Consider the following 26,925-nt stretch of genomic DNA (forward strand, 5'->3'; position numbering starts at 1 on the left):
CAGCTAGACACGGCGGCGGCTGGCTTGCAACGCGGCTCAGGCCACGTGGCGCAGTACGCAGAAGAGCGCGGGAGCGCTCGAGCACCTCCATCATTTCGATGATGCCTGGAGGACAGACCGGGGTGGAGAAGGGCTGCATCCGCCACCTGCCCCGGGCGGGACTCAAGGCCGCAGGGCGGTGATGAGCTCGAAGGGGCCGGGCAGCACGCGCACCTCCCGGAAGCCGAGTGCAGTGAGGGCTTGGGTGTAGAACCCGGCCTCGCGCAAGCAGCTGACGCACGAGTCCACGCCCATGAGGAAGTAGGACCAGAAGAACTGGGCGGCGAGTCGCTCCGGGGTGCGGAACTCCTCGCAGATGAGGACTCGGCCGCCGGAGGGAAGGGCGTCGAAGGCGGCATGCAGCAGGGCGCGGGCGGTGTCCGCGGGCCAGTCATGCAGCACTCGGACGAAGGAGAGGGCGCGGTAGCCGCGGGGCAGGGGCTCGCGCAGGAAGTCCCCGGCCACGAAGCCGAGCCTCCCCTCGAGGCCGCGCGATTGCCGGGTGCGCGCCACCAGCGGCTCGCAGGCGGGCAGGTTGTACACGTCCGCGTGGAGGCCAGCGTTCCACTCCAGCAGGTGCGCGGCGAGCGTGCCGTCTCCGCCGCCCACGTCCAGCAGCTGAGTGCCTGGCTCGAGGAGATGTGGCGCATGCGCGCGGAACGTCTCCAAGATGGGGCCGAGCCCCGCGGCCATGCTGGCCTCGAAGCCCGCCACCTGGGCGGGGGTGCGCGGAGGCCAGTCGAAGGACTTGGCGGGCATGCTCCGCTCGCCGCACAACACCTCGGGCAGGTGGCCGTGCAGCTCGCGCCAGGCATACCCCTCCCTGTCGCGCTCCAATGAATGCGGTCCCAGCACGGCCTCGGCCGCGGCGCGCAGGCCGGGCACCGCGCTGTAGCGGGCCTCCACCAACGCGTCCGTGGGCTGCTCGCGCCGCACCAGCCCGAGGCTCTCCAGACAGTCGAGGAACTTGTAGAGACGCCCAGGCACCAGGCCGAAGCGCTCGCTCAGCGCACCCAACGTCACCGGGCCCGGCTCCAGCGCGTCCAGCAGTCCCAGGCGCAGCGCCGTCTCCACCACGTCCACCGCCCGCGCCCCGTTGAAGAGGAGGTGGAGGAGGGCGCGAGGCGAGGAGCTGGCCTCGCTCATGGCGTGCCTGTCCCGGAGGCCATGACAGCCGGAGGTGTGTCCCCGGCGGTCTCCGTTTCTCCTCGGGGCGCTCCTGGTGCGTAGCCGCCCTCGCGCCGCCAGCACGCGGTCAGCTCCACCCGCACCTGCCACAGCGCGGGGAAGAGAGGCTTTGTCATGCGTCCGGACAGCACCCGCGTGGGCAGCCCATCCAGCGCCTTCACCGTGGCGTCCACGCCGATGGTGCGGCGCACCAGTTGGAAGTGCGCGTAGAGCCAGTTCTGGAAGGCCTCGTCGTAGTCGACGAGTTGCTCACACAGCCGCTTGAGGTCCGCCGCTACCGCCGGCCCCGTGTAGAGGGCGACCAGTGTCACGCCCCGTCGCTGCAGCAGCCGCTCCAGTGCGCCCTCCAGACCCTCGGCCGCCATGCGCACCGCGTTGTAGCCTGGTGATTCCTGTCCGCTGCCATTGCCCAGGCTGCGGCGGATGACCTGGTAGGTGTCCGGGGTGAGCGTCTCCAACACGCCCAGCTCCGAGGCCATGCACCGCGCCACCCGCAGCATGCGCTCCAGTCGCGCCGAGGCCTCCCACAGCGCGTCCCGGTCCAGCTCCGATACCGCCTCCACGGACTCGTGGGACAGCAGCTTCAGCCACAGCTCCTGCGTCTGGTGCGCCACCTGGAAGAGCAGCTCGTCGTCCGACACCCGCTCCTCGGGCGGCGTCTGCAGCGCGAGCAACTCGGGCGTACGTACATACTTCTCGTAGTCCAGCTCTCCCCGGCCGACCCATTTCTTCAGCAGCGGGTTGAGCCACGGGCCCTGCAACTGACGCCGCAGACGCTCGGCGTAACTGTAGGGGTGGATGTGCTCCATGGGTCCTCCTGAGGGCTGACTGCGTGAGGGGACCTCGGGAAGCGGCGGACTCAGGCGGGGACGGTCTGGTCCTTGTCGCGGAACGCGGTGAGCTTCTGGATGAGCTCAGTGCCCTGGACGCTCTTGGAGAGGTAGCCATCCGCGCCGGAGGCCCGCGCGAGCGAGCGCAGCTTGGACTCATCCTCCGCCGAGTAGAGGATGAACTTGGTGGTGCGTGGCGCATACCGGCGGGCCAGGCTCACCACCTGGTCCCCCTTGAGCGCCGGGAAATTCACATCCAGCAGCACCAGGTCCGGCTCTCCGTTGCGCACCAGGTTGGACACACCCAGCGCCGAGCGGTGCGTCTGCACCTCGAAGTGAGGAGTCAGGGTGCGGCGGACGAGCTCCAGCAGGTCCGGGTCGTCGTCCACCACGAGGACCCGGACTTTGGGGGCTGTCACATCAACCATGACTGCTTCTCCCCAGGTGCTTGCGGATGGTCTCGAGCAGCTGGTCGCGGTCGAGAGGCTTGGTGAGGTAGCCGTTGCAGCCGGCGGCCGAGGCCTTCTCCTGGTACTCACGCCCGGCATGGGCGGTGACGGCGATGACGGGGATGGAGGCTGCCGAGGGCATTTGCCGCAGGCGCCGCGTGGCCTCCCAGCCGTCCAGGCGGGGCAGGGACAAGTCCATCAGGATGAGGTCCGGCGTCTCCTTGGCGGCGCGCTCCACGCCAAGCTCACCGTCCTCGGCCTCCAGCACCTCGAAGAGGCCGCCGAGGTAGCGCCGGACGATGTCTCGGTTCTGCGGGTTGTCCTCGATATAGAGGATGCGCGGCAGGCGGCTGGCGCGTTGGGCGCTCTGCTTGAGGAGCAGCCCCTTGGCCTGGCCGATGACATCCTCCAGGGCATGGCCGCCCTTCTGGACGAAGCCGGCGAAGCCGTCGCGCAGCACGGACTGTTCCTCGCTGGTGAGCGTCTTTCCGGTGAGCACCACCACCGGGACGTTGAGCTTCTCGGCGCGCAGGCGGCGCAGCACCTCGAAGCCGTCCAGGTTGGGCATCATCAAGTCCAGCACCACCAGGGTGGGTGGGGAGACGCGGGCCTTGAGGAGGGCCTCCTCTCCGCTGTGGGCCTCGCTGGTGGAGAAGCCCGCGCGGCGCAGGGAGCGGCTGACGAGCTCGCGGGTGGTGGCGTCGTCATCCACCACCAGCACCTCGCCCGCGCTGGTGGCTCCGCCGATGTTGCGGCGCACCACGTCCACCAGGTGGTCGGGCTCGACGGGTTTGATGAGGTACTCACATGCGCCCAGGGAGAAGCCTCGCGCGCGCTGCTCCTCCACGGAGATGATGATGACGGGGATGCGCGCCAGGTCCGGCTCGCTCTTGAGGGTGGACAGCACGCTCCAGCCGTCCAGGCGTGGCAGGTAGAGGTCGAGCACGATGGCGTGCGGGCGAAGCTCGCGTGCCTTCTTGAGTGCCTCCAGGCCGTCCGAGGCCGTTATCACGGTGAAGCCCGCGGGCCCGAGCTGTCCGGCCACCAGGTGCTGGACGAGCGGATCATCATCCACCACCAGCACGGTGCCGCCCTGCACGGGCGAGAGCGTCGCTCCCATGCCCTGGGGAGCCACCGGCTTGTCCAGCTCGCGCGAGGCGCCCAACGCCTCCCCCTCGAGGATGCCGGCCAGCCGCACCGTGAAGGTGGTGCCGCGGCCCAGGGTGCTCTGCACCTCCACACCGCCGCCCATGACCTTGCTCAGCTCCTTGACGATGGCCAGCCCCAGCCCGGTGCCGCCCACCTTGCGCGTGGCGGAGCCGTCCACCTGACGGAACTTCTCGAAGATGAAGGGCAGCTGGTCCGGCGGAATGCCGATGCCCGTGTCCTCGACGATGAAGACGGCCTCGTTGCCCTCCGCGCGCGCGGTGAGCGACACCTCGCCGGACTCGGTGAACTTGGCCGCGTTGGACAGCAGGTTGAGCAGGATTTGACGCAGCTTCAGCGCGTCCGTGCGCACGTACGCCACGCGCTCGTCGATGTCCGTGCGCAGCTCGACGTCCTTGCCCTTGAGGTACTCCTTCACCGTGGCCGTGCACTCCTCGGCCAGCTCCTGCATGTCCACCCGCTCCACAACGACTTCCACCCGGCCCGCTTCAATCTTGGACAGGTCGAGGATGTCGTTGATGAGCGCCAGCAGCGTCTGCGCGTTCTTCTTCACCACGTTGAGGTCGCGCCGGCCATGTGGCGTGAGCCGGCTGCCCTCCTCGCGCATCAGCAGGTCGCAGTAGCCGATGATGCCGTTGAGCGGCGTGCGGATTTCATGGCTGAAGTTGGCCAGGAACTCGCTCTTGAGCCGGGCGGCGGCCTCCGCCTCGCGGGCCCGCTCCTCCTCGTTGCGCTTGGCGGAGGACAGCTCCGTGGCCAGCCGGTCCAGGTCCTCGTTCTGCTGGCGGATGATCTCCATCTGCAAGGCCCGCTGCTGGTAGCTGGCCAGCGTGCGCGCGGACACGGCGCGGCTCTTCTTGAGCTCCTCCAGGTTCTCCGCCAGGCGTTTGTTGGACTCCTCTAGCTCGGCCTTGGACTTGCGCAGCGCCTCCTCGGCGGCCTTGCGCTCGGTGATGTCCTCGGTGATGCCCAGCACGTAGCGGGCCTCGCCGGACTCATCCAGCAGCGGCAGCTTGCGGGTGGCGTAGATGCGGTCCACCCCACTGGTGCGCGCCACCTCCTCGAAGGCCTTGAGCTTCTTCGTCTCGAGGATTTCCGTGTCGATGGCCACGAAGGAGTCGGCCTGCTCCTGGGGGAAGTAGTCGTGGTCCAGCTTGCCGAGCAGCCACTCCTTGGTGACTCCGAAGGCGTCCGCGAAGGTCTTGTTGGCCACCTGCAGCCGGCGCTCCTCGGCGTCCTTCACGAAGAGGACGAAGGGGAGGCTGTCGACGATGCGCTCCAGCAGCCAGCGCGAGCGCTCCCGCTGCTTCTCGGCCTCCTGGTGCTGGCGGCGCTCGATGACGCGCTTGAGCTCGCGGCGGATGACGGGCACGAGCACCGACAGCCGATCCGGGTCGATGTAGCTGCAGGCGCTGGCCTCCTCCATGGCCACGCTCATCTCCGCGTCGTCCCACTTCGAGGAGAGGACGAGGTAGGAGAGCTGAGGGGCCTTCTCGCGCAGCTGCGGCGCGGCCTCGCGGAAGCTCAGTCCCGGCTGCTCCGAGCCGCACACGGCCAGCTCCCACGGTTTGTCCAGAGCCGCCGCCAGCTCCTCACGGGAAGACACGCGCTGCGCGAACACCTTCAGGTCTGCGCGCCGTAGCGCCTCCATCACACGCGCGCACTCCCCCTCACCGCCCACCAGGAGCAACCGGGGCGTCTCATTGCCTGGCACCGCCGGAGCCGTGCTCATCTGTCAGTTTCCCCCAAACGCCAGGACCGTCAGCGTCGTGTTGATGTGGAACCCCGAGTAGATCTCGAAGTGCACATTCATTCCAGCCGCCGAGGGTGCATGGCGCAAGGTCTCGGCGAGCTGGGGGACGGTACCGGTCGCGCTGGCGTACCACATGCGTCCACTGCAATGGAAAAGCAGGGTGGCCTGCGGGTTCTGCACGCGACGCGGGAGCTCCTCCTGGAAGAAGGCGCGCGTGAGGCTGGCCATGTCTCCCATCTTCATCAGCTCCAGCTCGGTGCCCTCCTCCAGGAGGTTGGCGAAGAGGATGGAGCCATCGGGCAGGGGCTTCCAGGGAGAGCGGATGAAGTACTCGCGGCCCACCTTGAGGGCGGTGGGGTGGACGGCGAAGCCATGGGGCTTGCCGAATTCCAGCTCGTCCACGGGTACGCCGAGCAGCTCGGCGTAGCGCTGGGCCGCCGGCTTGCCGTCGATCTCCAGGGCGCGGGTGGCGCTCTCGTCCACGCGGGTGATGGTGATGCGCTCGCCGGTGGGCAGGTACCAGTGGGAGCGCAGGGCGGCCCAGGGCGCGCTCGTCTTGAAGAGGGCCACCAGCACGGCGTCAGTGGCCACCTCTCCGTCCACGTGGAGCAGGGCGGACTGCTTCGTCGGGTCCTGCTCGTGGTCAGCGGCGCCACCGCCCACCAGCACCAGCGTCTGGTTCTTCTCGAGGATGCCGAGCAGCAGCTCCTCTTTCTTGTAGCGGAAGCCGTCGTCGATCACGAGGCCCACGTACTGGCGCGGGTCGATGTCCGACTGGCGCACGCCCAGGTCCTGCGCGGCGCGCTTGATGGCGGCGGCACCGGCGCCCACGGCGTCCACGGACAGGCCGCTGCCCAGGCCCAGGCCCACCTCGAAGTCGCCGGAGAGCGCGCCCAGCACCACGCTGCCCGAGTAGATGCCCTGGTTGTCCAGCTCACCCGCGGTGGTGGCTCCCACCAGGCGCGTGCCCTGGGGCAGCCGCTCGCGCACGGCGCGGTTGAGGGCCAGTTGGTCTCGGTCCCGCGAGGCGAACAGGGTGATGAGCTTGGGAGTCTCGCCGCCCTGCAACTGCCGGATGAGGTCCTCCGCGGCTGCGACGGGATCAGACTGCGTGGTACGTGCCGTCTGCATCTTCACTCGAGCCAAGGAAGACCTCCGGGATGAGGGGCAGCGGTCTAGAAGCCGCTCCCCGGGTGGGTTTTGTGGCAGGCGCCGGTGCACTGCTGGAAGGACTCGCGAGCCCCGCCGACATACATGCTCTCGATGGGGCCGAACCGGGCCACGTGCGACTCGGGGTAGCTCTTGTGGCACGAGAGGCAGGCGGCCTGGCTGGTGCGCTGGGTGCTCTCCTGCGTCAGGTGGCAGGTGGCGCACTGCTGCTTGGGAGCGTCGAAGCGGTCCGAGCGCGAGTGGAGGAAGTGGGTGCGCACCACGATGGGGCCCTCCAGCTCGAAGCCCAGCGGGGCATGACAGGCGGCGCACGCGGCGCGGTTGTCATTGCCGTGCAGCACCTGGGTGAACTCGCCGCCCTCGGTGTGGCACGTCTTGCAGCCGCCGGTGGTGAGCTTCGCCTCGGTGTGCTGGCGGGTACCCACCTGGATTTCGATGGTGCGGCTGGCGGGGATGTCCTCGCCCATGTACGTGCGGCGGCCCTTCACCGTCACCAGGTAGGTGCCGGGCTCGGCGTTGGCCGGGAGCTGGTACGTCCAAGAGGTGCTCACCGCCGCATCCCAGCCCTTCGTCTCCGGGAAGAAGGCGCCACCGAAGAGCTTGTTGGATGGCGGGAAGGTCTGGAACTGCGCGTAGACGCCGTCGCGCTCGAACGTGGCGATGGTCTGCACGTCGTCGGGGCCCAGGAACGCCGCCAGTTCCACGATGCTGCGGATGGGCTGGATGCGCTGGGCGGGTCCGATGATCTGCGTCATCAGCATGCGCTCACGGTGCTTGCGGCGGTAGTACGTAGTGGAGGGGTCGATGAAGGCAAAGGCGCGGTAGTACTGAAAGCCTGGCTCATTCTGCCCGAAAGTGACCTCGTTGTAGGAGGGCAGGCTGCCCTCCGGGTGGAGGCGCTTGCCGGCCCCGTCACGCAGAGCGAGCTGGAACGTCACCGCCGTGCCGGGCGCGTAAGTACCATCCGCACGCGGCGGGGTGACGGCCTTCACGTCGATGGAGAAGCCATACGCGTAGGTGGGCTGGGCCACCTGCTCGACGGGGATGGTGTAGGGGGCGCTGGGGCGCAGCGACCAGCTCAGCTGCAGGGCGCGGGTGTCCGCCGAGAGGGTGAAGGGGGTGGCGCCGGTACGGGCGTTGCGCACCTCGACGAGCGCCTCCTCGGAGAAGCTCTGCGTGTTGGTGCAGTCCGTGCCGCTGCGGCAGTTGTAGCCCCATTGGATGGCGCGCAGGCGGCGGATGAAGAAGTCGTCGTTGGACTTGAACCGGTCATCCTTGCCGATGTGCATGGAGATGGCCCGGCCGGTGGGGCGGCCTCGGGCATCCACCGGCTGCACGGTGAAGACACTCGGCTGCTCCATCCACTGGGCGTCCCGGTAGAAACGGCGGCGGGTGAAGGTGCCGTCCGGATTGGCAACGGGCTCCGCGTCCACCAGCCGCACGCCCTGCCAGGGAATCTGCGCGAAGTCCCCCGCGCGCCGCAGGCCGTCCACGCCCTCGTCCTTGGTGGCGGTGATGGAGGCCCGGAGATCAATCTGGTTGATGAAGAAGGTCTGCCCGGCCTTCACCTTCAGCGGGATGCCCGTCCCTCCATCCACCTCCAGTGCCAGTCCCACCGGAGCGGGGGCGGGGGTCGGGCGCGCCTCTGCGGCGTCGGACAGGTGCTGGGCCAGGGTGGCCGCCGGCGCCGTCGCAGCGGCCTCGGGCTCCGCGCAGCCTCCAGCGAGCAGGGCGAGTGCCGCGAACCACACCCCCTTCATCCGGCTCGGAGTGCGGACAGACGACTGCGACGGCACACAGAGTGCTCCCATTCCGCTCATGGCGGCCCCTCCTCTTTTCGATTGGGCGCTGGGCGAGGTCCCGCCCGGCCCTGTTTCTCGTCACCGGCTACCGTTCCCTACCTGTCAGGTCGGAGCCGATGCTTCGGCGAGCGCTCCCCTGTACGGCAGGGAACTGCTCGATTTGAGCTACGACAGAATAAAGTGATTCGACCTGGAATTTCAACTTCTAGAGGAATTATTCACCTTCCCGCTAAGTCCACTTTTGGCGGTTTGTGTGAGCACTTGTGGGTGACGTGGAGGGTAGGGTGAGAAGACGTGTCGCGTTCCCCCACCACGTTCAGCACGGAAGGTGAGAGGAGGGCAGCTCCACGGTGAAAGTGGCCCCGTGGCCTGGGCGGCTGGAGACGTGGATGGTGCCGCCGTGGGCCTCGACGAGCTGGTGGACGATGTAGAGGCCGAGCCCAGAGCCGGGGCGTCCGGTGTCGCCCAGTCGCTCGAAGCGGCCGAAGAGACGCTCCTGGGCATCGGGAGGCAGGCCCACGCCGTGGTCCTTCACCGCGAGGCGGGCCCGGTCCCCGTCGGCGAGCACGTGCACCTCGATGGGATGGCCCTGGCCAAACTTGAGGGCGTTGCTCAGCAGGTTGGTGGCCACGCGGTCCAGGCGTTGGCGATCCCACCGGCCGCGCACCGGACCCTGGGCGTGCACCACCAGGGAGCTGCCGGCTGCGGTGGCCTGGTCCGAGAAGCGCTCGGCCACCTCGCGGGTGAGGGCGGTGAGGTCCAGCTCCTCGAGGTCCAGGGGGAGTCGGCCGGCGGACAGTCGCGAGAGGTCCAACAGGTCATGCACCAGCACGCTCATGCGGCGCGCTTCGCGCTCGACGAGGGTGAGTCCCTCCTGGGCGCGGGCATCCTGCCGTGTCTGGGCGCGCAGCCGCTGCAGGCGGAGCTGGAGCGCCAGCAGGGGGTTGCCCAGGTCATGCGCGGCCACGCCCACCAGCTCGAAGGCCCCCTGCACCTGGGCGCGCAGGCGCGCGTTCTCCCGGGCCAGGGCGTCCAGCTTGGAGTCCGGCGCTTCGGGGTGGAACGTCTGGCGCAGCGTCCAGCCCAGGGCGCACCCCATGGCCAGCCCGACGAAGCCCATCATCATCACCAGCAGCCGCGGCCCGCGCGTCACCCCCTCCAGGGTGGGCAGGGGCCCCGGCGCCAGGAGCACGTACCCCACCAGGGTCAGCAGGAGCAGGGCGAAGGCAAACAGGTTCACGCCCGCGCGCGGTGCGGTCGTCGGATGACGCGGCAGCATGTGGCTCTCCCCCCCAGCGGCCCTGGACTCCTGGCCCGCAGGTCGCGCCACCTTGCCTGGAGCGGGGGGGTGGAGAAATCGCCCTGGTGGGCAGGGCCCTGTCCAATGGATGACAGCGGCATCACCCCGGGGTACGAGGCCGGTCCTGAATTCGAGGGGTTCGCGGGATGGCTGCGGGGGCGTTGCGGGGTTATGAGCGAACCCCCTTTTCACTTCGAGGGTCCGTTTTCGACCATGTCTTTCGTCCCTGGCAACAAGGTCCGCTATCTCCCCCAGCCCGAGTGGGGCGTGGGGCATCTCCTGTCTCTGCAGGATGAGGGCGCCAAGGCGCTCGTCCTCTTTCCCGCCCGGACGGGGGAGCCGGTGCTGGTATCCACCAAGGGTGGGGCGCTGGTGCACTACGCGCTGATGAAGGGCGAGCCCGTGCAGACGACCAAGGGCCGGCGCGCCACGGTGCTGGGCGAGGAGGAGGGCGGACGGGGCCTGCGCCGCTATGTCATCCGCTACACGGACACGGGCGAGGAGGACGAGATGCCCGAGTCCGAGGTGCACGCGCTCGCCCCGCGCTCGGATCTGCTGTCCACGCTGCGCGAGGGCCGGGTGGGGGACTCGCGGGCCTTCTCGCTGCGCAAGCAGGCGCTGGTGCTGGACGACGAGCGGCGGTGTGACGCGCTGGGCGCGCTGCTGGCCAGCCGGGTGATGGTGAAGCCGCACCAGGTGGGCGTGGTGCAGCGTGTGCTGAGCGCTCGCCGGCCGCGCTTCGTGCTCGCCGACGAGGTGGGTCTGGGCAAGACGATCGAGGCGGGCATGGTGTTCAGCGCCCTGCGTCTGTCGGGCCTGGCGAGGCGCGTGCTGGTGGTGGCCCCCAGCCACCTGACGGTGCAGTGGTTGGTGGAGCTCTTCCACAAGTTCAACCAGCTCTTCACGCTGATGGACTCGGAGCGCTACGCCCAGTCGCTCAAGGAGATGCCGGGAGTGTCGCCGTGGGCGCGCTTCCCGCTGGTGGTGACGAGCCTGGAGATGCTCGCGCGAGGCGAGGAGCACCGGCGGGCGGTGGCGGGCGAGGACGCCTTCTGGGACCTGGTCATCATCGACGAGGCGCACCACCTCAAGGGCGAGAAGGCCTTCGAGGCGGCCGAGGCGCTGGCGGGCAATAGCTGGGGCCTGCTGCTGCTGACGGCCACGCCCATGCAGTTGGACCCGGCCGAGTACCACGGGCTGCTGACGCTCATCGACGCGACGACGGCGCCCACGGTGAAGGGCTTCGAGCAGCGGCTGGCGCGTCAGGAGGAGCTGAGCGCCGCGGTGCGCGGGCTGCTGGAGGGCAAGGACGCGGCGGGGGCGGTGAAGGCCCTGGCGGCGCGCTTCCCGGATGATCCGAAGCTGAAGGGGCTGAAGGATCGCGACGCGCTGATGCAGCACCTGGCGGAGACGTACAGCCTGTCGGACCGGCTGGTGCGCAACCGGCGCGCGGTGGTGGGAGGCTTCTCCACGCGGCGTCTGCACCGGCACCCGGTGAAGCTGTCGGGCGAGGAGCTGAAGACGCGGGATGCGGCGCTGGAGGCGCTGGCGGAGAGCAACCTGCGCGGCGCGCCGCTGGGCAACCTGCTGCGCCGGCTGGAGTCCAGCCCCGCGGCCTTTGGCGAGGCGCTGCGCACCAACAAGGCGTTGGCGAGCGTGGCGGGGAGCCTCAAGCTGCCCACGCGCGATGCGAAGTTCGGCGCCTTCCTGGAGGTGCTGCGCGGCCGCATCTGGAGTGCGGAGCCCAACGCGAAGGTGCTCGTCTTCACGGAGAGCCGGGACACGCTGGAGGCGCTGCGTACGGAGCTGGGCCGTGAGGGCGTGGAGGCGCTCGCCTACCATGGAGACCTGCCCATGGTGGAGCGGGACCGGCAGGTGGCGCGCTTCCGGGACCCGGAGGGCCCCAAGATGCTGCTGTGCACGGAGGTGGGCGGCGAGGGCCGCAACTTCCAGTTCTCGCACCACCTGGTGCACTACGACCTGCCGTGGAGCCCGTCCACGGTGGAGCAGCGGATTGGACGCCTGGACCGCATTGGCCAGAACCACCCGGTGGAGATCCACGTCTTCGACCCCGCGGGGACGCTGGCGTCGGACGTGCTGATGCTGCTGGCGGACGCGGTGGGCGTGTTTGGCGAGACGGTGGGTGGCCTGGACGCGGTGCTGGAGGAGGTGGAGGAGCGGCTCACGGAGATGGCGCTGCTGCCGCGCGAGTCGCGGGTGGCGTACGCCTCGGAGCTGAAGGCGCGGGTGGAGGCGGCGCGGGCGCAGGTGAAGCGCGCGTATGATCCGCTGCTGGACATCCGCTCGTTCGACAAGGACGCGGTGGCGCGGCTGGTGACGCGGGCGCAGGAGCGCATGGGCGTGGAGGCCGACGAGGAGGAGGAGCAGAGCCTCGAGGAGGGCCTGTGGAGCGTGGCGAGAGACCTCGATGAGAAGCTCGAGGAGACGGTGACGGAGCTGGCGCGCCGGGTGGGCATTGGCGTGGACACGGACGAGCAGGTGGATGCCTTCCAGTGCGCGTTCCAGTTCGGCCATGCGCTGAAGGTGGAGGGCCTGCCGGGCATCGACATCAACGAGGACCGGACGGTGCTGGGCACCTTCTGGCGGGACACGGCGGTGGAGGCGGAGGAGCTGGAGTACTTCGCGACGGGCCACCCGATTGTCGAGGCGCTGTTTGGCTTCCTGAGGGACGGGCCGTACGGGCGCAGTGGAGCGCGCTTCATCGAGAAACGCGGGCCGATGAAGGCCAAGGGCGTGGAGCTGCTCTACCACGTGCAGATGCCGGAGCCCGAGGACACCTCGCCAGGAGCGCGAGTGCCGAGCCGGCAGATCGCCCGCTTCCTGGAGCGCACGCTGGTGCACGTGGCGGTGGTGGAGAGCCCCACGGGCCCGAAGGCGGACACGTCAGTGCTGCCGGCGCTGGAGGCCGAGGGCAAGGGGTTGAAGGGAGACGAGGTGCTGCGCGTGTTCCCGGGCTTCGGGGCGTTCGTGGACAATGGCGTGCCGGTGGCGCAGAAGGCGGCCGAGGCGGAGCTGGCGAAGCTGCAGGCGCGGGCGCGCAAGGCGATTGAAGCAGAGCGGGACGCTGCGCTGGAGCGGATGAAGCTGTCGCTGACACACCAGGGGCTGGAAGCGGATGCGGTGGAGTCCCAACTCTCGGCGGAGCGCACGCACTATGAGCGGCTGCTGACGGCGTTGGCGGGGGCGAAGGTGGTGCTGGACTCGGCCTGCGGCTTCGTCATCAACCGCTGAGCTCGCTCGCCTCCCCCCAGCCCATTCGCGGACAGCCATTCCCAGACACCGATTTCCCCTCTCCCTCCGGGAGAGGGACGGGGTGAGGGTATCGAGTCCCCGTGCTCCTCCCCCGTGCCGCGGGATTGGAAAATTCAAACGGACTACCGAGTGCCTGGCCGCTTGCTGGCGCTGCGAGACTCATGGAAGAGACTCGTGATCGGAGGCGTATCTGTTGGGACAAAAACGAGTCCTTTTAATCCCAGTTTCCGCGAGCCTCCGCGGCGATACATCTCTCTAGAACCGCACCATGCACGCCCCTCCACTGAGTCACGACATCGTTGAGCAGCACACCCGCTCCAGTGGCCGCGGCCTGCCGAGCGCTTCTTCCCGCTCTGGCGCGAGCGCCGGGAACTGAGCCGGGGAGACACCATGTTCGAACAGAACTCGCAGGCAGTCCTGGAGATGGTGGAGCCGCAGGATGATCAGGCTCGGACCCTTCTCGACAGCATCCAGGACTACGCCATCTTCATGCTCGACCTCACGGGGCGGGTGCGGAGCTGGAACCGTGGTGCGGAGCGCGTCAACGGCTACTCCCGGGAGGAGATCCTCGGGAAGCACTTCTCCATCTTCTACCCACCCGGGGACATCATCGACGGCAGGTGCGAGCGCGAGCTGCAGACCGCCGAGACGGAGGGCCGCTTCGAGGAGGAGGGCTGGCGCGTCCGCAAGAACGGCGAGCGCTACTGGGCCAACGTGGTCCTCACCGCGATGCGCGACGCCGCGGGTCAGGTTGTCGGGTTCGCCAAGGTGACGAGGGATCTCACCGAGCGCCGCAAGACGGAGGAGCGGCTCCGGCACAGCGAGGAGCGCTTCCGGCTGCTGGTCACGAGCGTGAAGGACTACGCCATCTTCATGGTGGGGCCGGATGGGCGTGTGCAGAGCTGGAACGCGGGGGCTCAGCGCATGAAGGGCTACGAGGCTGGGGAGATCATCGGCGAGCCCATCACGCGCTTCTACCCGGAGGAGGCGGTGGCCCATGGCAAGCCGTGGGCGCTGCTGCGCGAGGCGGCGGAGGTGGGCCGCGTCGAGGACGAGGGCTGGCGCGTGCGCAAGGACGGGTCGCTCTTCTGGGCGGACGTGGTCATCACCGCCGTGCGCGATGAGCGCGGGCAGCTTCGAGGCTACGCCAAGGTGACGAGAGATCTCACCGAGCGTCAGCGGGCCGAGGCGGAGCGCCTGCGACTCGCCCAGGCCGAGGAGGCCGTCCGGCTGCGTGATGAGTTCCTCGCCATTGCCTCGCACGAGCTGAAGACGCCGCTCACAGCGCTCCAACTCCAGCTCCAGAGCCTGAAGTTGCGAGGTGGGCCGCTCGAGCCCGGAGTCACCTCGAAGCTCGACCGTGCGGTGCACAGCACCGAGCGGCTGGCGGGCCTCATCGAGACGTTGCTCGACGTCTCGCGGCTCAGCACTGGCCAGCTCACGCTCAAGCCGGAACGGATGGAGCTGTGCGCCACGGTGAGGGATGTGATCGATCGGCTGCACGAGGCGGCGGCCCATGCGGACTGTCAGGTCCTCTTCCAGGAGGGGACGCCTGTCGAGGGGACCTGGGATCGCCTCCGCATTGAGCAGGTCGTCATCAACCTGCTGTCCAACGCGTTCAAATACGCGGCGGGAAGCCCGGTCGAGCTCTCGGTCTCGCGGGAGGGCTCGGACGCGCTCCTCGTCATCCGGGACAAGGGGCCCGGCATTCCGGAGAGCGCCCTGTCTCGGTTGTTCAACAGGTTCGAGCGCGCCGCGTCCATCAATCACTACGGCGGGCTGGGCCTGGGGCTGTACGTGACCCGGGAGATCGTCCAGGCCCACGGTGGACACATCTCGGTGGAGAACCTGGCGGAGGGCGGGGCGCGCTTCACGGTGCGCCTGCCCACGTGAGGCTCGAAACACCACTCGGAAGTCCATCAAGCTCGCCGGGTACACGATCAGGCGAGCGAGCCGCACTGCCCGTCGCTGCTGGCAGCGGTTCGCTGGGAGGTAGGAGAGAGCTCATGCTCCTGAAAGGGTCTCTCGGCTTCCGGTTCCTGTTGGTGGCGGTGGTCACCCTCGTGCTGCGTGCGGCACCGGCGGAAGCATTCGGTGCAAGGCAGCCGAGTGGGTCCGTCGAGGTGCGTGAGCTGCCAGGAAGAGGGCTCGAGCTTGTCTTCGCTCCGCTGGCACGATCACCGGAAATGGACAGGCTGACCTTGGAGGACGCGAGGCTCGTGCTTGACATCTTCCGAGAAGACTTTGGCCAGCTGCGCTCTGTTCGGCCATGTGCTGGGGAATCGGGACCTGTATTGGCTCTGGCGGGAGTGGGCGGTTGTCCTGCGGCGAGCCGGGAGACGGTGCTGCGCGAGGAATACCTCTCACGGTATGGCGAACCGAAGGTGAAGCTGCCACTGCAGCTTGGGTACTGGCGCTTGGCAGAGGTCCTGCGACTGTCTCCGCGTTATATGAAGGCGGGAGTACGGGAAGCAGCGGCCGAGCTGTTCAGCGATCCGCTCTTCCTGGCGGGAGTTTCTACGTCGGTGGTGGCCTACTTCCTGGCCTGGGCCGTACCCGAGCCCCTGTTCAGCAAGTCCTTCGCGGCGACGGTGACGGTAGGGCTGGTGCTGGCCTTTGGAGTGGTGGAGCTCCGCAATCTGGGGTTGGCCTGCCTGCGGCTATACGAGGAGGCGGAGAAGGCCAGCACGCCGGAGGAACTGGAGGCGGTGGCCGAGCGCTTCGGCAAGGCGATGGGCGGAACGGCGCTGAGGGCGCTGGTGATGGTGGCGAGCGCGGGTGTGGGCAAGGGGTTGCCGAAAGTGCCCGAAGGCGGGCTGTGGCGGATGTTGGCGCCCCGCCGGTACGCATTGCCCGGGGGTCTGACGATGAGCACGTCAACCACTGCTCAGGCCGTGGCGGACGGCACAGTGGTGCTGATGGGGGCGTCGGTGGGCACGGCACCTGTGGCGGCGCGCGTGACCGGAGCCTGTGGGGATGGCTCGAAGAAGGATGGCCACTGGCATCACATCGCCACCAACAAGAATGACACCTGCGAGCTCCGTGGAGGCCCGTGGACTCCGGTGTTCAAGAAGCTCTTCGAGCAGGCGGGCATGAGCCTCGACGACTCGGCGAATCGCATCTATCTCCAAGGCCACAAGGGCCCTCATCCAGAGGAATACCATGCGGAGATCTTCGAGGTGCTCCGGCGAGCGATGAAGGGCTGTCAGGACCAGGTCGGGTGTCGGCGCATGCTGGAGGGGGCGCTCGACAAACTGGCGGGTAGGATCTGCACCCCCGGCTCAAAACTCCACGAACTTCTTACGAAGAAGTCGTAGCACCGGGAACGCGAGCGGACATGTCCAGGTACTTCAAGCTTCGTGACCACATGAGCATTCCAGGACGTTGGGTGCTGGACGGCCCTTTCGACGAGCAAGGCACCGAGCTCGACTCCTGGCAGTTTGGCAACGGCCAGCGGATAGAACTGGAATGCGTACCGCGCTTCACCTTGTCCCATGTTGGGGGCGCTGTCGACTTCAGCCAGACGGGTCTAGGGGTCCCCGTGGTCCATGGTCGAGTGGCTGCCATCCTCGGGCGCCTGGCCATTCAGGATGTGCAGTTGCTTCCGGCCAGGGTGGAAGGCCAGACGGAGCCTTGGTTCATCCTCAACGTCCTTCGCATCATTCGTTGTATCGATGATGCGCGGTGCGGCGAGGTGGAATACTGGAAGCCGGAGGATGGGCAGCCAGAGAAGATAGGCCAGTACAGTTACATACACGGGCTGAAGGTGGACCCGACGAAAGTAGGGGACGCGCACATCTTTCGCCCATGGGGATGGGACGTGGCCATCATCGTCTCTGACACGCTCAAGCAGGCCCTGGAGCAGGAAGGTATCACCGGTATGAAGTACGTCGAGGCCTGACTTGGCTAAACTGGCGAAGAAGAGTGTATCGGCGAGTTCTCCGAGGGGATGGAGCTCCGCCTCGCTGGGTGGCTTCCCGTGGTTCTTCTGCTGCCACCAGTCTCGCAGGGCTTCTCGCGGGTAGCGTAAGGGTATCTCGCTCATAGTCAGTGTACGCGCTGATTATCCAAGAGAGCCTAAGGGTAGACCCTCACCCCAACCCTCTCCCAGAGGGAGAGAGAGCACACAGGGGCCAACCCGGGTGACGGGCACCCTCACCCCGTCCCTCTCCCGGCGGGAGAGGGGAGGATTCGGCTCAGACTCGCAGCTTCTCGCGCAGCGCCTTGGCCCGGCTCTGCATGTCCGGATCCAGGCTGGTGAGCTCGATGCCCTTCAGCCGCTGATCCATGCTCTTGGGCACCTTCGTCTTCACCAGCTTGCCCTCGGCCTCCAGCCCCTCCAGCCTGGCCAGCGCCTTGTCGACGATGCGCTCGCGCGGATGGCCCAGCAGGCTGTCCAGGAAGTACGGGTCCTCGGGCAGCTCGGGATACTTCTCCAGGTAGTCCAGCACGCCCTGGGCCCAGGCCCGCGGGTCCTCGGCGGACTCCATCAGCTTCTGCATCGCCTGCTTCTGCGCCTTGCGCTTGCCCTCGGGGTCGAAGGCCTTCGCCAGGCCCTCGGGCAGCTCGCCGCCGGTGAAGAGCGCGTCGGCGGCCGCCTTGTACTTCTGGTAGGACGCGCTGCGCTCGATGCGCTGCTGCGCCGGATCATCCTGCCGGGAGGTGGGGCCCCGGCCCTTGCCGCGCGAAGCGTCGATCTCCCGCCAGCTCTTCGTCCGTTTGCCGGAGAAGCCCCCGCCGCCCCGATCGTCGTCCTTGTCACGTGCCATTCGTCACTTTCCCTTCCGAGCACTCCACAGCGCCGCCAGTCCGCGCTTCACCAGGGTGCGTACCTTCGCAAGCTCCTCGGGTGACAGGGGGTGCTCCTCGTCCTGCTCCGCCTCGAACAGCGCCTCGTCCGCGTACGCGGCCAGGGCCGTGGGCACTGGCGAAGTCTCCATGCCCGGTGTCTCCAGTGCCGCCGGAGCCACGCTCGCCAGCCCCTGCGGCCAACCGAGCTCCAGCATGGCATGCAGCTCGAAGAGCAGGTGGCGGGCAACGCCGTATCCTTCGTCCGTCAGCCCCGCGGCGTCAAGCACACCCAGCAGGGCGTCCTGCTTGTTTTCGAACGCATCGTGCAGGCGGGTGCGCGCCTTTTCGTCGTCTTCCAGGTAACGCCAGGCCGCCTCCACGAATGCCGTGTCCGGCTCGTCCGGGGCAAAGGGCCTGGGGGGCTCTGTCTTCTGCTTCTTCGGGCGCGGGGGGCGGGGCCCGTCCTCCAGCCTCACCTGCTTGCCTTCCTGCACCAGGTCCCACAACCCCAGCAGGTTCTGGAAGAGGCGGCGGGCCAGCTCGGGGGACTCGAAGCGCGGCTCCTGGCTGAAGAGGCTGGGAATCACCTCCTGCGAGGGGCGTCCCTCGGCGTGGGCCTGCCGCATGTGGGTCAGCACCGTGAGGCTGTCGTGCGAAGTGCCTGCGAGCTCCAGCAGCCCGTCGAGCACCTGCGCACCCTCGAAGTGGTGGACGAATTCCATCTGTTTGGATCGGGAGCGACTCATGAGGTGCACACCGTAGCGCCCGGACGGCGGGGAGGCACGCGGCTCAATGCGGCTCTTCCCACTCGCCCATCAAATCGTCCTGGCGTTGCTTGGGGTTGGTGGGCCATTCGTAGTCCTCGGGCACGTGGCCCCCGCCCTGCTGGGCCGAGCCGATCCAGCTCACGTCCGGGAAGCGCGGATCGTGGCTCGCGTTGTACGGCTCTGGCTCGTCCGTTATCTCCGGGCGGTTGGGGGGCACCACGAAGGGGGCCTCGATGGGTTTATCGGATTTGATGATCGCCATGAGCAGACTCCTCCCGCCCAACCATAGGGATGATTCCGGCAGGTGGCCCGGGTCGCCCTGGGGAGACCGGCCGGGGAGCCAGCGGCATGCCCGACCCGTCCTGTCCTGGACGAGACCCGGCTCACCCCCTTTGCACCTTCCGTTTCCGCCCCTCCGACCCTAGGCTGACGCCCCGTCCATGAGCGAACTGTCGTCGGAGAGATTGAAGGCCGCGGTGCTGGCGCTGTACCAGGCGCGCCCGGTGGAAGGGCCTCCCGGTGACGACGGCCAGCGCTCCGTCTGGCACCTGTCCACCCAGGGGGCGGAGCTGCTCTCCTTCGTGGACCCCGAGGGCCGCGTCCAGCGCCAGGAGCTGACGTTGCTGGATGAGCACTGTGTGTGGTCCAGCGGCGTGGGCCTGCGCACCGGACGGGTGGAACAGGACGGGGCCGTGCGCACCGAGACGAGCGTCGTCCACCCGGATGCCCAGCCCGTCCCCGCCCGGCTGTTGCGTGCCGCGCTCGCCCTCGAGCACTACCAGGGTGAGGACCGTTACATCCTCCATATCCAGCGCGTGCTCGCGCTCGCGCGCCAGGGCCTCGTGCTCGCTGGAGGCGCCAACCCCGCGCCCGGGCCGGCTGCCCCGGTGGCCTCCGCGCCGGTGGCTTCTGCGTCTGCTGTACCGGCTCTCAAGGCTCAGGGGCCGGTGCCCACGGCTCCGTCTCCGCTGCCGCTGCAGGTTCCCGCCATCGACCCCGTCATGCTGCGCAGGCAGAAGACGGAGGGCCTGACGATGCTCATTGTCCTCGGCATGGGTCTGCTGTTCAGCGTGCTGCTGCTGTACTGGCTCTTGTGACCGTCGACATCCCCTCTCCCTCTGGGAGAGGGTCAGGGTGAGGGTTTGCCTCGCTGTGACGAGGGAATGCTCGGGCGACTACCCTCACCCCCCGCCCTCTCCCAGAGGGAGAGGGGGCATGCGCAACTCAGGCGGCGACAGCGCCCTCTCCGAGCAACTGGGCATAGCGGCCACCTCGGGCGGTGAGCTCCGCATGGGTGCCCGCCTCCACCACCTGGCCGGCGTCCATGACGACGATGAGGTCCGCGTCCCTGACCGTGGACAGGCGGTGCGCAATGACGAGCACCGTGCGTCCCTTCATCAGCGCCGCCAGCCCCGCCCCCACCGCGGCCTCGCTCTGCGCGTCCAGCGCACTGGTGGGCTCATCCAGCAGCAGCACCGAAGGCCGGCACAGGAAGGCTCGGGCCAGGGCGAGCCGCTGCCTCTGTCCACCCGACAGCCGCGCCCCACGCTCACCCACCGGCTCGTCCAGGCCACCCGGTAGGGCGCCCACGAAGTCCTCCGCGTGCGCCAAGCGCAGGGCCTCCCACAGTTCTGCGTCGGTGGCCTCAGGTCGTCCCAGCAGCAGGTTGTGCCGCACGCTGCCCGAGAAGAGCACCGGCTCCTGCGGTACCCACGCCATCTGCGCGCGTACGCTGGAGGGCTTCAGCTGGGACATCGGCATGCCGTCCCACGTCACTGCGCCGCCGCTCGGGGGCACGAAGCCCAGCAGCACGGAGAAGAGCGTCGTCTTGCCCGCCCCCGAGGCTCCCACCAATGCCACCCGGGCCCCCGCGGGCACCGTGAGGTCCACCCCGCGCAGTGCCTCGCGGCCGTCCGGGTAGGTGGCGCGCACGCCCTCGAGCGTCAGCGCGCGGGTGAGGGGAGCGGCCTGCTCGCCCTCGTCCGGTGGCACCGGCACGTCCGCCAGCGCGAAGAGGCGCTCGGCGGCCACCAGTCCGATGAGCACCTGGGAGAGCGTGCCGCTGAGTGACTTCACCGGCTGGTAGAGGAGCAGCACCGCGGCGAGGAAGGACAGCAGACGCCCGGAGAGCGACGGGTCCGCGGAGATGGCCCGCGCGCCCCACGCCACCGCGAGCGCCACGCCGACAATCCCCATCACCTCCACCGTGGGGCTGTACGCCCCGCGCAGGAAGAGCGAGCGGCGCATCTGCCCGAGGTAGCGCTCCGACTCGGCCTCGAAGGACTCCAGCGCTCGGGACGTGCCTCCATAGGCCTGCACCACGGGCAGGGCCTGCAGCTGCTCCGCGGTGAGCGCCGTGAGGGCGCCCAGGCTCGTCTGAGAGCGGTTGGCCACCTTCTTCAGCGAGCGGGCGAAGCTGCGCACTGGCAACACCGTCAGCGGCATCACCACGAAGGTGATGAGGAAGAGCTTCGCGTCGATGAGCAGGCACGAGACGAGCAGCGCCAGAATCTGCAGCCCGTCCTTCACATAGGAGGAGAGCGCCTGCGTCACGGAGAACTCCACCAGCGGCACGTCCGCGGTGAAGCGGGTGAGCAGCTCGCCCGAGTGCTGCCGCTCGAAGAAGGCTGGCGGCTGGGAGAGCAGCCTGGCGTAGAGGTAGGCCCGCAGGTCTGCCATCACCCGCTGCCCCAGCCGCTGCATCCACCCGCCCTGGAGGAAGCCAGCCGTGGCCTTGACCGCCGCCATGGCCACCACCAGCAGGGGCAGCACACGGAGCAGCTGCTCGCCCGGCAGCGTGAATCCCGCGAGCTTTACCGGTGTTCCAGTGAGGACAGCGTGCAGCAACGGCCCCACCAACCATGCGTAACCCGAGGTGGCAGCCGCGGCGGCCAGAGAGGCGCTCATGCCGCACAGCAGCAGCCGCCGGTAGGGACGGAGGTAGCCCAGCAGGCGGCGATAGACGTTCGGAGAAGGACGGGGGGCCACGGCGGAGCGCTCACTCTCTCACCGTCAAGCGCCCCGGGCAAAGCCCCGCGTCCGCCCGCCTGCCGTGCTGCCCGGCACTCGGTCCATGTAGGCCCTTTCATTGCCCCGGCGGGAAGCGGCGGACAGCTTTTCGCTAGCCATGGACAACACCAACACGGGGAAAGAGGCGCTGTTCAGTCCGGGCTGTGAGCCGGTGGTCGAGGATGAAGAGCGCCGCCGGCTCCTGTGGCTGATGGCGGAGTACTTCCGCACCATCGGCTGCACGGACCTCAAGGCCCGGCTGCCCGGCTTCATGCCACCGCCCATTCTTTCGGGCACCATCGAGGACCATCGGCCAGACTTCACGTGCCGTCAGTCCGATTCAGCTCGCACCCCCATCATCCTGGAGATTGTCACGCCGGGCATGGTGGAAGACCCCACCACGGAGAACCGCTGGAGCCTGCTGTCCAGCGCCGCCAAGCTCTACAACGCGGAGCTGCACTTCGTGGTCCCCAAGTGGGCTCCCAGGGGAGCGGTCGACCCCGTGCTCAAACGGCGGTTGGCCCGGATGGAGCTGACGGCCAACCGGGTTTGGACGGTTTGAGCCCCAGCGCCCGCCCCAGAGATGGGGCGGGCGCGGATTGCCGGACCTCTCGCCTGCGTTATAGTGATTTCGAAGACTACGCGAGCGTAGAAAGTCCAATAAATCCAGGGGTTTGAACGCAATGCCAGCGGCTGCGGGCCAGAAGCGCGACTACTACGAGGTACTGGGGGTCCAGAAGAGCGTCTCGGGGCAGGAGCTCAAGAGCGCGTTCCGCAAGGTGGCCCTGCAGTACCACCCGGACCGGAACCCCGGGAACACGGATGCCGAGGAGAAGTTCAAGGAGGCCTCGGAAGCCTATGAGGTGCTGAGCGATCCCGAGCGCCGGGCCCGGTACGACCGGTTCGGCCACGCGGGCGTGGGTGGCGCCGCCGGGGGAGACCCATTCAGCGGGTTCCAGGGCGTCAACATCAACGACATCTTCGGGGAGATTTTCGGAGACATCTTCGGTGGGCGGGGTGGCCGAGGCCGGGTGAGCAACCGCGGCGCGGACCTGCGCTTCAACCTGGAGATTTCCTTCGAGGAGGCGGCGTTCGGCTGCCGGCCGAAGGTGCCGATTCCGCGCCCGAAGAAGTGCGACCTGTGCAGCGGCTCGGGGAGCAAGAGCGGCTCGGCGCCCAAGGCGTGCGGCACGTGCGGTGGCACGGGCGAGCTGCGCTTCACCCAGGGCTTCTTCGCGGTGAGCCGGCCGTGCACGGACTGCGGCGGGACGGGCGCGGTGGTGCCGGACCCGTGCAACAAGTGCCGGGGCTCGGGCAAGGTGCCCTCCGAGGAGGTCATCGAGGTCAACATCCCCGCCGGCGTGGACAACGGCACACGGGTGCGGCTGGGCGGCCTGGGCGAGCCGGGAGACCGGGGCGGGCCTCCGGGTGACCTGTACGTGACGGTGATTGTGCGCGAGCACTCGCTCTTCCAGCGCGAGGACTACGACGTCTTCTGCGAGGTGCCCATCTCGTTCACCCAGGCGGCGCTGGGCGCGAAGATCGACGTGCCCACGCTGGACGGGAAGGTGAAGATGACCATCCCCGAGGGCACGCAGTCGGGCAAGGTGTTCCGGCTCAAGGGCAAGGGTGTTCCGCACCTGCACAGCGGGCAGCGGGGAGATCAGCACGTGCGCGTGGTGGTGGAGACGCCCACGGGGCTGACGCAGAAGCAGCGCGAGCTGCTCGAGAGGTTCGCCGACGCCAGCGGGGAAGAGGTGCACCCGCAGTCGAAGAACTTCTTCGAGAAGGTGCGCGAGCTGTTCGGCTGATACCTGGCCGTGTTGGATTCCGAGGGCCTCGTTCCACACGGTGGAGCGGGGCCCTTCGTGTTTGAATTTTCTGATCCGGCGCAACACAGCGCACCGGAGTGGAGGCACATGTGCCGTCACCTGCCCCGGTGCCGCAGAGGGCCCCACCGGCCCTGAAGTCTGAGAGCGTTGACCACCTGTGAACGCCTCGGGGGCGCAGTGCGTCATCCGAGTGCTGCCAGGTGGACGTTCACCACGTCCTGGAGCGATGGGCACTCACAAACCCGCCCTCTCGTGAGCATACCGAGCACGCAACCAAGGGAGATGGGGGAGGTGCCGGCATGGCCACATACCGACTCATCCGCAAGCTGGCAGCAGGCGGCATGGCGGAGGTGTTCCTGGCCAAGGTGGTCGGGGCCGAGGGCTTCGAGAAGCCGGTCGCGGTGAAGCGAATCCTTCCGTCGCTCGCGCAGGATCGGGAGTTCGTGGAGCTGTTCCTGCGTGAGGCGAAGCTGACGGTGTGCCTGCAGCACGCCAACGTGGTGCAGGTGTTCGACCTGGGCTCCATCAACGGCCAGTACTACATGGTGATGGAGTTCGTGGACGGGGAGAACCTGCGCGCCGTGCAGCGGGGCGCCGCGGGCAACCAGGTGCCCCTGGGCCTGCGCGAGGTGTGCTTCATCGTCCAGCAAGTGACGGAGGGCCTGGCGTACGCGCATGGGCGCTCGGACGCGGTGGGCCGGCCGCTCAACATCATCCACCGCGACGTCAACCCGTCCAACGTGATGGTGGCCAGCAGCGGCGAGGTGAAGCTGGCGGACTTCGGCATCGCCAAGGCGGCCAACGCGCAGAACGGCACCCAGGCGGGCGTGGTGAAGGGCAAGGCGGGCTACCTCGCGCCAGAGCAGGTGAAGGGCGCCGAGGTGGATCAACGCGCGGACCTCTTCCTCATCGGCCTGATGCTGTACGAGCTGCTCGCCGGCAAGCAGCTCTTCAGCGGGCCGGACTACTTCCTCACGCTGCGCAACATCGCCCAGTTCGACGTGAAGAGCCTGGCGCCGCTGCCGGGCGTGCCCCCCGCGCTCTGGAGCATCGTCACCCGGGCGCTGGCACCGGAGCCGTCGGCGCGCTTCCAGCGGGCGCGGGACATCTCGGACGCGCTGCAGAACTTCCTCTTCGACCACCGGCTGCGCGTGGGCCCGCAGGACGTGGCTGCGCTCTTCTCTCGCTGCTTCCCGGACCGCCGCTCTCCGCTGGATGGTGCCACCGAGGTGCGTGGTGAGGAGATTCGCCTCGGCTCGGACGCGGGCCAGCAGCGCCCGCCGCCGCTCACCACGGTGCGCTCGCGCCCGCCCTTCCCGGGAGGGCCTCGTCCGGGCACGCCATCGATTCCCATGATGAGGCCGGTGACGGACCCGGGCCGGTCGACGCCACCGCCACCGCCTCCCGAGGCGCGCGCGGGTACCTCCGTCACGATGCAGGTGCCTCCGCAGCCTGGCCTCCGGAACACCTCTGCCACCATGCCGCTGCCTCCCGCGACCGGTGCACGCACGGGGACGCAGCCAGGTTTGGGCACCGCCCTCAACCTGCCGACGCAGACGCGCGTGATGCGCCCGGCGCGCCGCAAGCTGGGGGAGATGCTGGTGGCCTCCGGCAGGCTGTCAGAGACGCAGCTCAAGGGCGCGCTGGAGCGGCAGAAGCGCACCGGCGGACGCATCGGCGAGCTGCTCGTCGCCGAAGGCATCGTCACCGAAGAGGACGTGGTCCGCGCCCTCAGCGAGCAGGGCGGCATCTCCTTCGTCTCGGACAAGGTGCTGCGCACCATGCCAGTGCCCAAGGCGCTGCTGGCGCTGCTGCCGGTGGAGAAGGCCGAGCGGCTCGAGGCAGTGCCCGTGGCCCAGCAGTCCAAGGAGCTGGTGTGTGCCATGCGCGAGCCGCGCGACCTGGCCCGCCTGGACGAGCTGAAGTTCATCACCGGCTGCTCCGTGCGAGGCATCTACGCCACCGAGGGCGCCATCCGCCGCGCCATCGGCCGCTTCTACCGGGGGGATGACCCGGACCAGATGGATGACTGGTCCAACATCATGCCGCTGGCGGGCTCGGAGTCCGAGGCGGGTGTCACGCCCTACGCCGACAAGCACACCCGCACGCGCGAGCGTCTGCTGGACGAGTCCGCCTTCGAGGAGATTTCGGCCGCTCCCTCTCCACCGCCCGCGCCGCCGCCGCCGGTGGCCGAGCCCCCGCCTGCGCCTGTCCTCGCACCGCCGGTGCTGCGTGCGACGCCCGCGCCCGCCTCGCTGGCGCGCACCATGCTGGTGGTGTCGGACGACGTGGAACTGCGCGAGGCGGCGGTGCGGCTGTTCACGCGTCAGGGCGTGGCGGCCTCGGGTAGCAGTGCCGCGGACGTGGAGAAGGCCGTGGCGCTCGGCGGCACCGAGGTGGCGCTGGTGGCCGCGGACACGGTGCAGGACGCGCCCGCGGTGGTGGCGCGGCTGATGACGGTGGCGCCCTCCATGGAGGTCCGCGTGCTGCCCTCGCTGGCCGAGGCGCTCGGGGGCGAGGCCGGTCCGTTGAGTCGTGCGGCGCGGTTGCATGCGCGCGTGGTGGACGCGGCGCTCGCGGCGCTCGGTGGAGTAGGGGTGCAGGGCGCGGCGTTGGCCAAGCTGGCCCGGCGTGTGGCCCGGCGGCTCGGCGCGGGTCGCGCGGAGGCCGAGCGTGCCTCCGCTGTGGCCTATGCACTGGCGCTCGCGGCCTTCCAGGAGTCGGGCTCGGGCGAGCGCTTCACCAGGCCTTCGTGCGAGTCGATGCGCGCCATCCTCGGCCGGGACGCGGGCGAGTTGGTGGGGCTCATCGGGGCATGCACCCGGGACGCGCCGCCACTGACGGAGAAGGCCGACAAGGCCACGCAGGCCCTGGCCGCGGCGGTGTCGCTGCTGGAGGTCGCGGGCACGGCCATGCTGGAGGCCTCGGCCGCCTCGCAGTCGCTCGTCAAGCTGCGCGCCGAGAGCCGGTTGCCCGCGGCGGCCCTGGAGGCGCTCTCCGCGGAGGTGATGGAGTTGGTGCTCGGTGACAGCGCCTCGCACACGGTGGTGCTTGCTGAGCCCAACGTGGGACGGGCCTCGGCGCTCCAGGCTCGCTTCCTCGCGGACGGGGTGCGGGTGGTGCTCGCGGATTCGGCGGCCCGGGCCCGGGTGCTGCTGTCGCAGGGCAGTCAGGCGCTCGTGGTTGCCTCGCGACTCCCGGACGGGGACGGTGCCGAGCTCACGCGTGCGCTGCGCTCCACGGCGGAGACGGCCTCGCTGCCCATCTTCGTGCTGGCGCCTCCGGAGGATCCGGGACTCGTGGAGGCCGGGTTGGATGCCGGTGCGGACGATGTCCTCACATACCCGGTCAACCCAGAGGTGCTGGTGGCCAAGCTGCGGCGTGCCCTGCAGCCTCGCAGGGCTTCCGTGACTCCGACGCCGGCTCCTTCCGTGACGGCGGCGATGGTCACGGCCTCTGCTTCCGCGTGAGGGTTCCGCATGCCCCCTCTCCCTCTGGGAGAGGGCGGGGGGTGAGGGTAGTCATCAGCGTGTAGACCCTCACCTTGACCCTCTC

Annotated in this window: 19 protein-coding genes; 8 read left to right on the forward strand and 11 right to left on the reverse strand. The window is 69.0% G+C overall.

Annotation, left to right across the window (positions count from 1 at the left end; genetic code table 11):
* Positions 1-162: 162 nt before the first annotated feature.
* The 7 genes from OV287_RS05310 to OV287_RS05340 form a co-directional block, all read right to left on the reverse strand.
* A complete protein-coding gene (locus OV287_RS05310; RefSeq protein ID WP_267532884.1) occupies positions 163-1,185 on the reverse strand; it encodes a methyltransferase in 1,023 nt (340 codons plus the stop codon).
* A complete protein-coding gene (locus tag OV287_RS05315) occupies positions 1,182-2,036 on the reverse strand; it encodes a tryptophan 2,3-dioxygenase family protein (RefSeq protein ID WP_267532885.1) in 855 nt (284 codons plus the stop codon). Before OV287_RS05315 ends, OV287_RS05310 begins: the two co-directional genes overlap by 4 nt.
* Positions 2,037-2,086: 50 nt before the next feature.
* Positions 2,087-2,485, reverse strand: a complete 399-nt coding sequence (locus OV287_RS05320; protein WP_373371804.1) for a response regulator — start codon at positions 2,483-2,485, stop codon at positions 2,087-2,089.
* Positions 2,478-5,405, reverse strand: coding sequence for a response regulator (locus OV287_RS05325; protein ID WP_267532886.1), 2,928 nt, complete (start codon positions 5,403-5,405; stop codon positions 2,478-2,480). Before OV287_RS05325 ends, OV287_RS05320 begins: the two co-directional genes overlap by 8 nt.
* 3 nt (positions 5,406-5,408) lie before the next feature.
* Positions 5,409-6,572: an FIST signal transduction protein gene (locus OV287_RS05330; protein ID WP_267532887.1), complete on the reverse strand. Its 1,164-nt coding sequence runs from the start codon at positions 6,570-6,572 to the stop codon at positions 5,409-5,411.
* A 29-nt stretch (positions 6,573-6,601) separates the two neighbouring features.
* The gene (locus OV287_RS05335; protein WP_267532888.1) at positions 6,602-8,416 is read right to left on the reverse strand and encodes a cytochrome c3 family protein; all 1,815 of its coding nucleotides are present in this window, start codon (positions 8,414-8,416) and stop codon (positions 6,602-6,604) included.
* A 298-nt stretch (positions 8,417-8,714) separates the two neighbouring features.
* Positions 8,715-9,677 (reverse strand): sensor histidine kinase, encoded by a 963-nt coding sequence (locus OV287_RS05340; protein WP_267532889.1) that lies wholly within the window; start codon positions 9,675-9,677, stop codon positions 8,715-8,717.
* A 234-nt stretch (positions 9,678-9,911) separates the two neighbouring features.
* Here OV287_RS05340 and OV287_RS05345 point away from each other — a divergent pair, with 234 nt between their 5' ends.
* From OV287_RS05345 to OV287_RS05360, 4 genes are all read left to right on the forward strand, one after another.
* A complete protein-coding gene (locus tag OV287_RS05345; protein ID WP_267532890.1) occupies positions 9,912-12,950 on the forward strand; it encodes a helicase-related protein in 3,039 nt (1,012 codons plus the stop codon).
* A gap of 411 nt (positions 12,951-13,361) precedes the next feature.
* Positions 13,362-14,864: a sensor histidine kinase gene (locus tag OV287_RS05350; protein WP_267532891.1), complete on the forward strand. Its 1,503-nt coding sequence runs from the start codon at positions 13,362-13,364 to the stop codon at positions 14,862-14,864.
* 113 nt (positions 14,865-14,977) lie between these two features.
* The gene (locus tag OV287_RS05355) at positions 14,978-16,288 is read left to right on the forward strand and encodes an AHH domain-containing protein (RefSeq protein WP_444546327.1); all 1,311 of its coding nucleotides are present in this window, start codon (positions 14,978-14,980) and stop codon (positions 16,286-16,288) included.
* A gap of 20 nt (positions 16,289-16,308) precedes the next feature.
* Positions 16,309-16,872: an imm11 family protein gene (locus OV287_RS05360; protein ID WP_267532893.1), complete on the forward strand. Its 564-nt coding sequence runs from the start codon at positions 16,309-16,311 to the stop codon at positions 16,870-16,872.
* Positions 16,873-17,167: 295 nt separating this feature from the next.
* Here OV287_RS05360 and OV287_RS05365 read toward each other — a convergent pair whose 3' ends face one another.
* From OV287_RS05365 to OV287_RS05375, 3 genes are read right to left on the reverse strand one after another with little or no spacing between them, the layout of a single operon-like run.
* A complete protein-coding gene (locus OV287_RS05365; protein WP_267532894.1) occupies positions 17,168-17,740 on the reverse strand; it encodes a hypothetical protein in 573 nt (190 codons plus the stop codon).
* A gap of 3 nt (positions 17,741-17,743) precedes the next feature.
* Positions 17,744-18,508, reverse strand: a complete 765-nt coding sequence (locus OV287_RS05370) for a hypothetical protein (protein ID WP_267532895.1) — start codon at positions 18,506-18,508, stop codon at positions 17,744-17,746.
* Positions 18,509-18,551: 43 nt separating this feature from the next.
* Positions 18,552-18,791: a hypothetical protein gene (locus OV287_RS05375; RefSeq protein WP_267532896.1), complete on the reverse strand. Its 240-nt coding sequence runs from the start codon at positions 18,789-18,791 to the stop codon at positions 18,552-18,554.
* Between the two features lie 178 nt (positions 18,792-18,969).
* Between OV287_RS05375 and OV287_RS05380 the strand changes: the two genes are divergently transcribed.
* Positions 18,970-19,626, forward strand: coding sequence for a hypothetical protein (locus tag OV287_RS05380; protein WP_267532897.1), 657 nt, complete (start codon positions 18,970-18,972; stop codon positions 19,624-19,626).
* A 127-nt stretch (positions 19,627-19,753) separates the two neighbouring features.
* Here the strand turns inward: OV287_RS05380 and OV287_RS05385 are convergent, their stop codons facing one another.
* Positions 19,754-21,517, reverse strand: a complete 1,764-nt coding sequence (locus OV287_RS05385) for an ABC transporter ATP-binding protein (protein WP_267532898.1) — start codon at positions 21,515-21,517, stop codon at positions 19,754-19,756.
* Positions 21,518-21,656: 139 nt separating this feature from the next.
* Between OV287_RS05385 and OV287_RS05390 the strand changes: the two genes are divergently transcribed.
* From OV287_RS05390 to OV287_RS05400, 3 genes are all read left to right on the forward strand, one after another.
* Entirely contained in the window at positions 21,657-22,100 is a 444-nt protein-coding gene (locus OV287_RS05390) for a hypothetical protein (RefSeq protein WP_267532899.1), read from the forward strand.
* Between the two features lie 121 nt (positions 22,101-22,221).
* Positions 22,222-23,349: a molecular chaperone DnaJ gene (dnaJ, locus tag OV287_RS05395; protein WP_267532900.1), complete on the forward strand. Its 1,128-nt coding sequence runs from the start codon at positions 22,222-22,224 to the stop codon at positions 23,347-23,349.
* 320 nt (positions 23,350-23,669) lie between these two features.
* Positions 23,670-26,840, forward strand: coding sequence for a protein kinase domain-containing protein (locus OV287_RS05400; RefSeq protein ID WP_267532901.1), 3,171 nt, complete (start codon positions 23,670-23,672; stop codon positions 26,838-26,840).
* Positions 26,841-26,925 lie beyond the last annotated feature (85 nt).

It is taken from the genome of Archangium lansingense, from assembly GCF_026626635.1.
Classification (GTDB): Bacteria; Myxococcota; Myxococcia; order Myxococcales; family Myxococcaceae; genus Archangium; species Archangium lansingense.

Bases quoted from the DNA above. Each gene is read 5' to 3' on its own strand.
- OV287_RS05310 (WP_267532884.1), bottom strand. From the start codon at position 1,185: ATGAGCGAGGCCAGCTCCTCGCCTCGCGCCCTCCTCCACCTCCTCTTC.
- OV287_RS05315 (WP_267532885.1), bottom strand. From the start codon at position 2,036: ATGGAGCACATCCACCCCTACAGTTACGCCGAGCGTCTGCGGCGTCAG.
- OV287_RS05320 (WP_373371804.1), bottom strand. From the start codon at position 2,485: ATGGTTGATGTGACAGCCCCCAAAGTCCGGGTCCTCGTGGTGGACGAC.
- OV287_RS05325 (WP_267532886.1), bottom strand. From the start codon at position 5,405: ATGAGCACGGCTCCGGCGGTGCCAGGCAATGAGACGCCCCGGTTGCTC.
- OV287_RS05335 (WP_267532888.1), bottom strand. From the start codon at position 8,416: ATGAGCGGAATGGGAGCACTCTGTGTGCCGTCGCAGTCGTCTGTCCGC.
- OV287_RS05340 (WP_267532889.1), bottom strand. From the start codon at position 9,677: ATGCTGCCGCGTCATCCGACGACCGCACCGCGCGCGGGCGTGAACCTG.
- OV287_RS05345 (WP_267532890.1), top strand. From the start codon at position 9,912: ATGTCTTTCGTCCCTGGCAACAAGGTCCGCTATCTCCCCCAGCCCGAG.
- OV287_RS05350 (WP_267532891.1), top strand. From the start codon at position 13,362: ATGTTCGAACAGAACTCGCAGGCAGTCCTGGAGATGGTGGAGCCGCAG.
- OV287_RS05355 (WP_444546327.1), top strand. From the start codon at position 14,978: ATGCTCCTGAAAGGGTCTCTCGGCTTCCGGTTCCTGTTGGTGGCGGTG.
- OV287_RS05360 (WP_267532893.1), top strand. From the start codon at position 16,309: ATGTCCAGGTACTTCAAGCTTCGTGACCACATGAGCATTCCAGGACGT.
- OV287_RS05365 (WP_267532894.1), bottom strand. From the start codon at position 17,740: ATGGCACGTGACAAGGACGACGATCGGGGCGGCGGGGGCTTCTCCGGC.
- OV287_RS05370 (WP_267532895.1), bottom strand. From the start codon at position 18,508: ATGAGTCGCTCCCGATCCAAACAGATGGAATTCGTCCACCACTTCGAG.
- OV287_RS05375 (WP_267532896.1), bottom strand. From the start codon at position 18,791: ATGGCGATCATCAAATCCGATAAACCCATCGAGGCCCCCTTCGTGGTG.
- OV287_RS05380 (WP_267532897.1), top strand. From the start codon at position 18,970: ATGAGCGAACTGTCGTCGGAGAGATTGAAGGCCGCGGTGCTGGCGCTG.
- OV287_RS05390 (WP_267532899.1), top strand. From the start codon at position 21,657: ATGGACAACACCAACACGGGGAAAGAGGCGCTGTTCAGTCCGGGCTGT.
- dnaJ (WP_267532900.1), top strand. From the start codon at position 22,222: ATGCCAGCGGCTGCGGGCCAGAAGCGCGACTACTACGAGGTACTGGGG.
- OV287_RS05400 (WP_267532901.1), top strand. From the start codon at position 23,670: ATGGCCACATACCGACTCATCCGCAAGCTGGCAGCAGGCGGCATGGCG.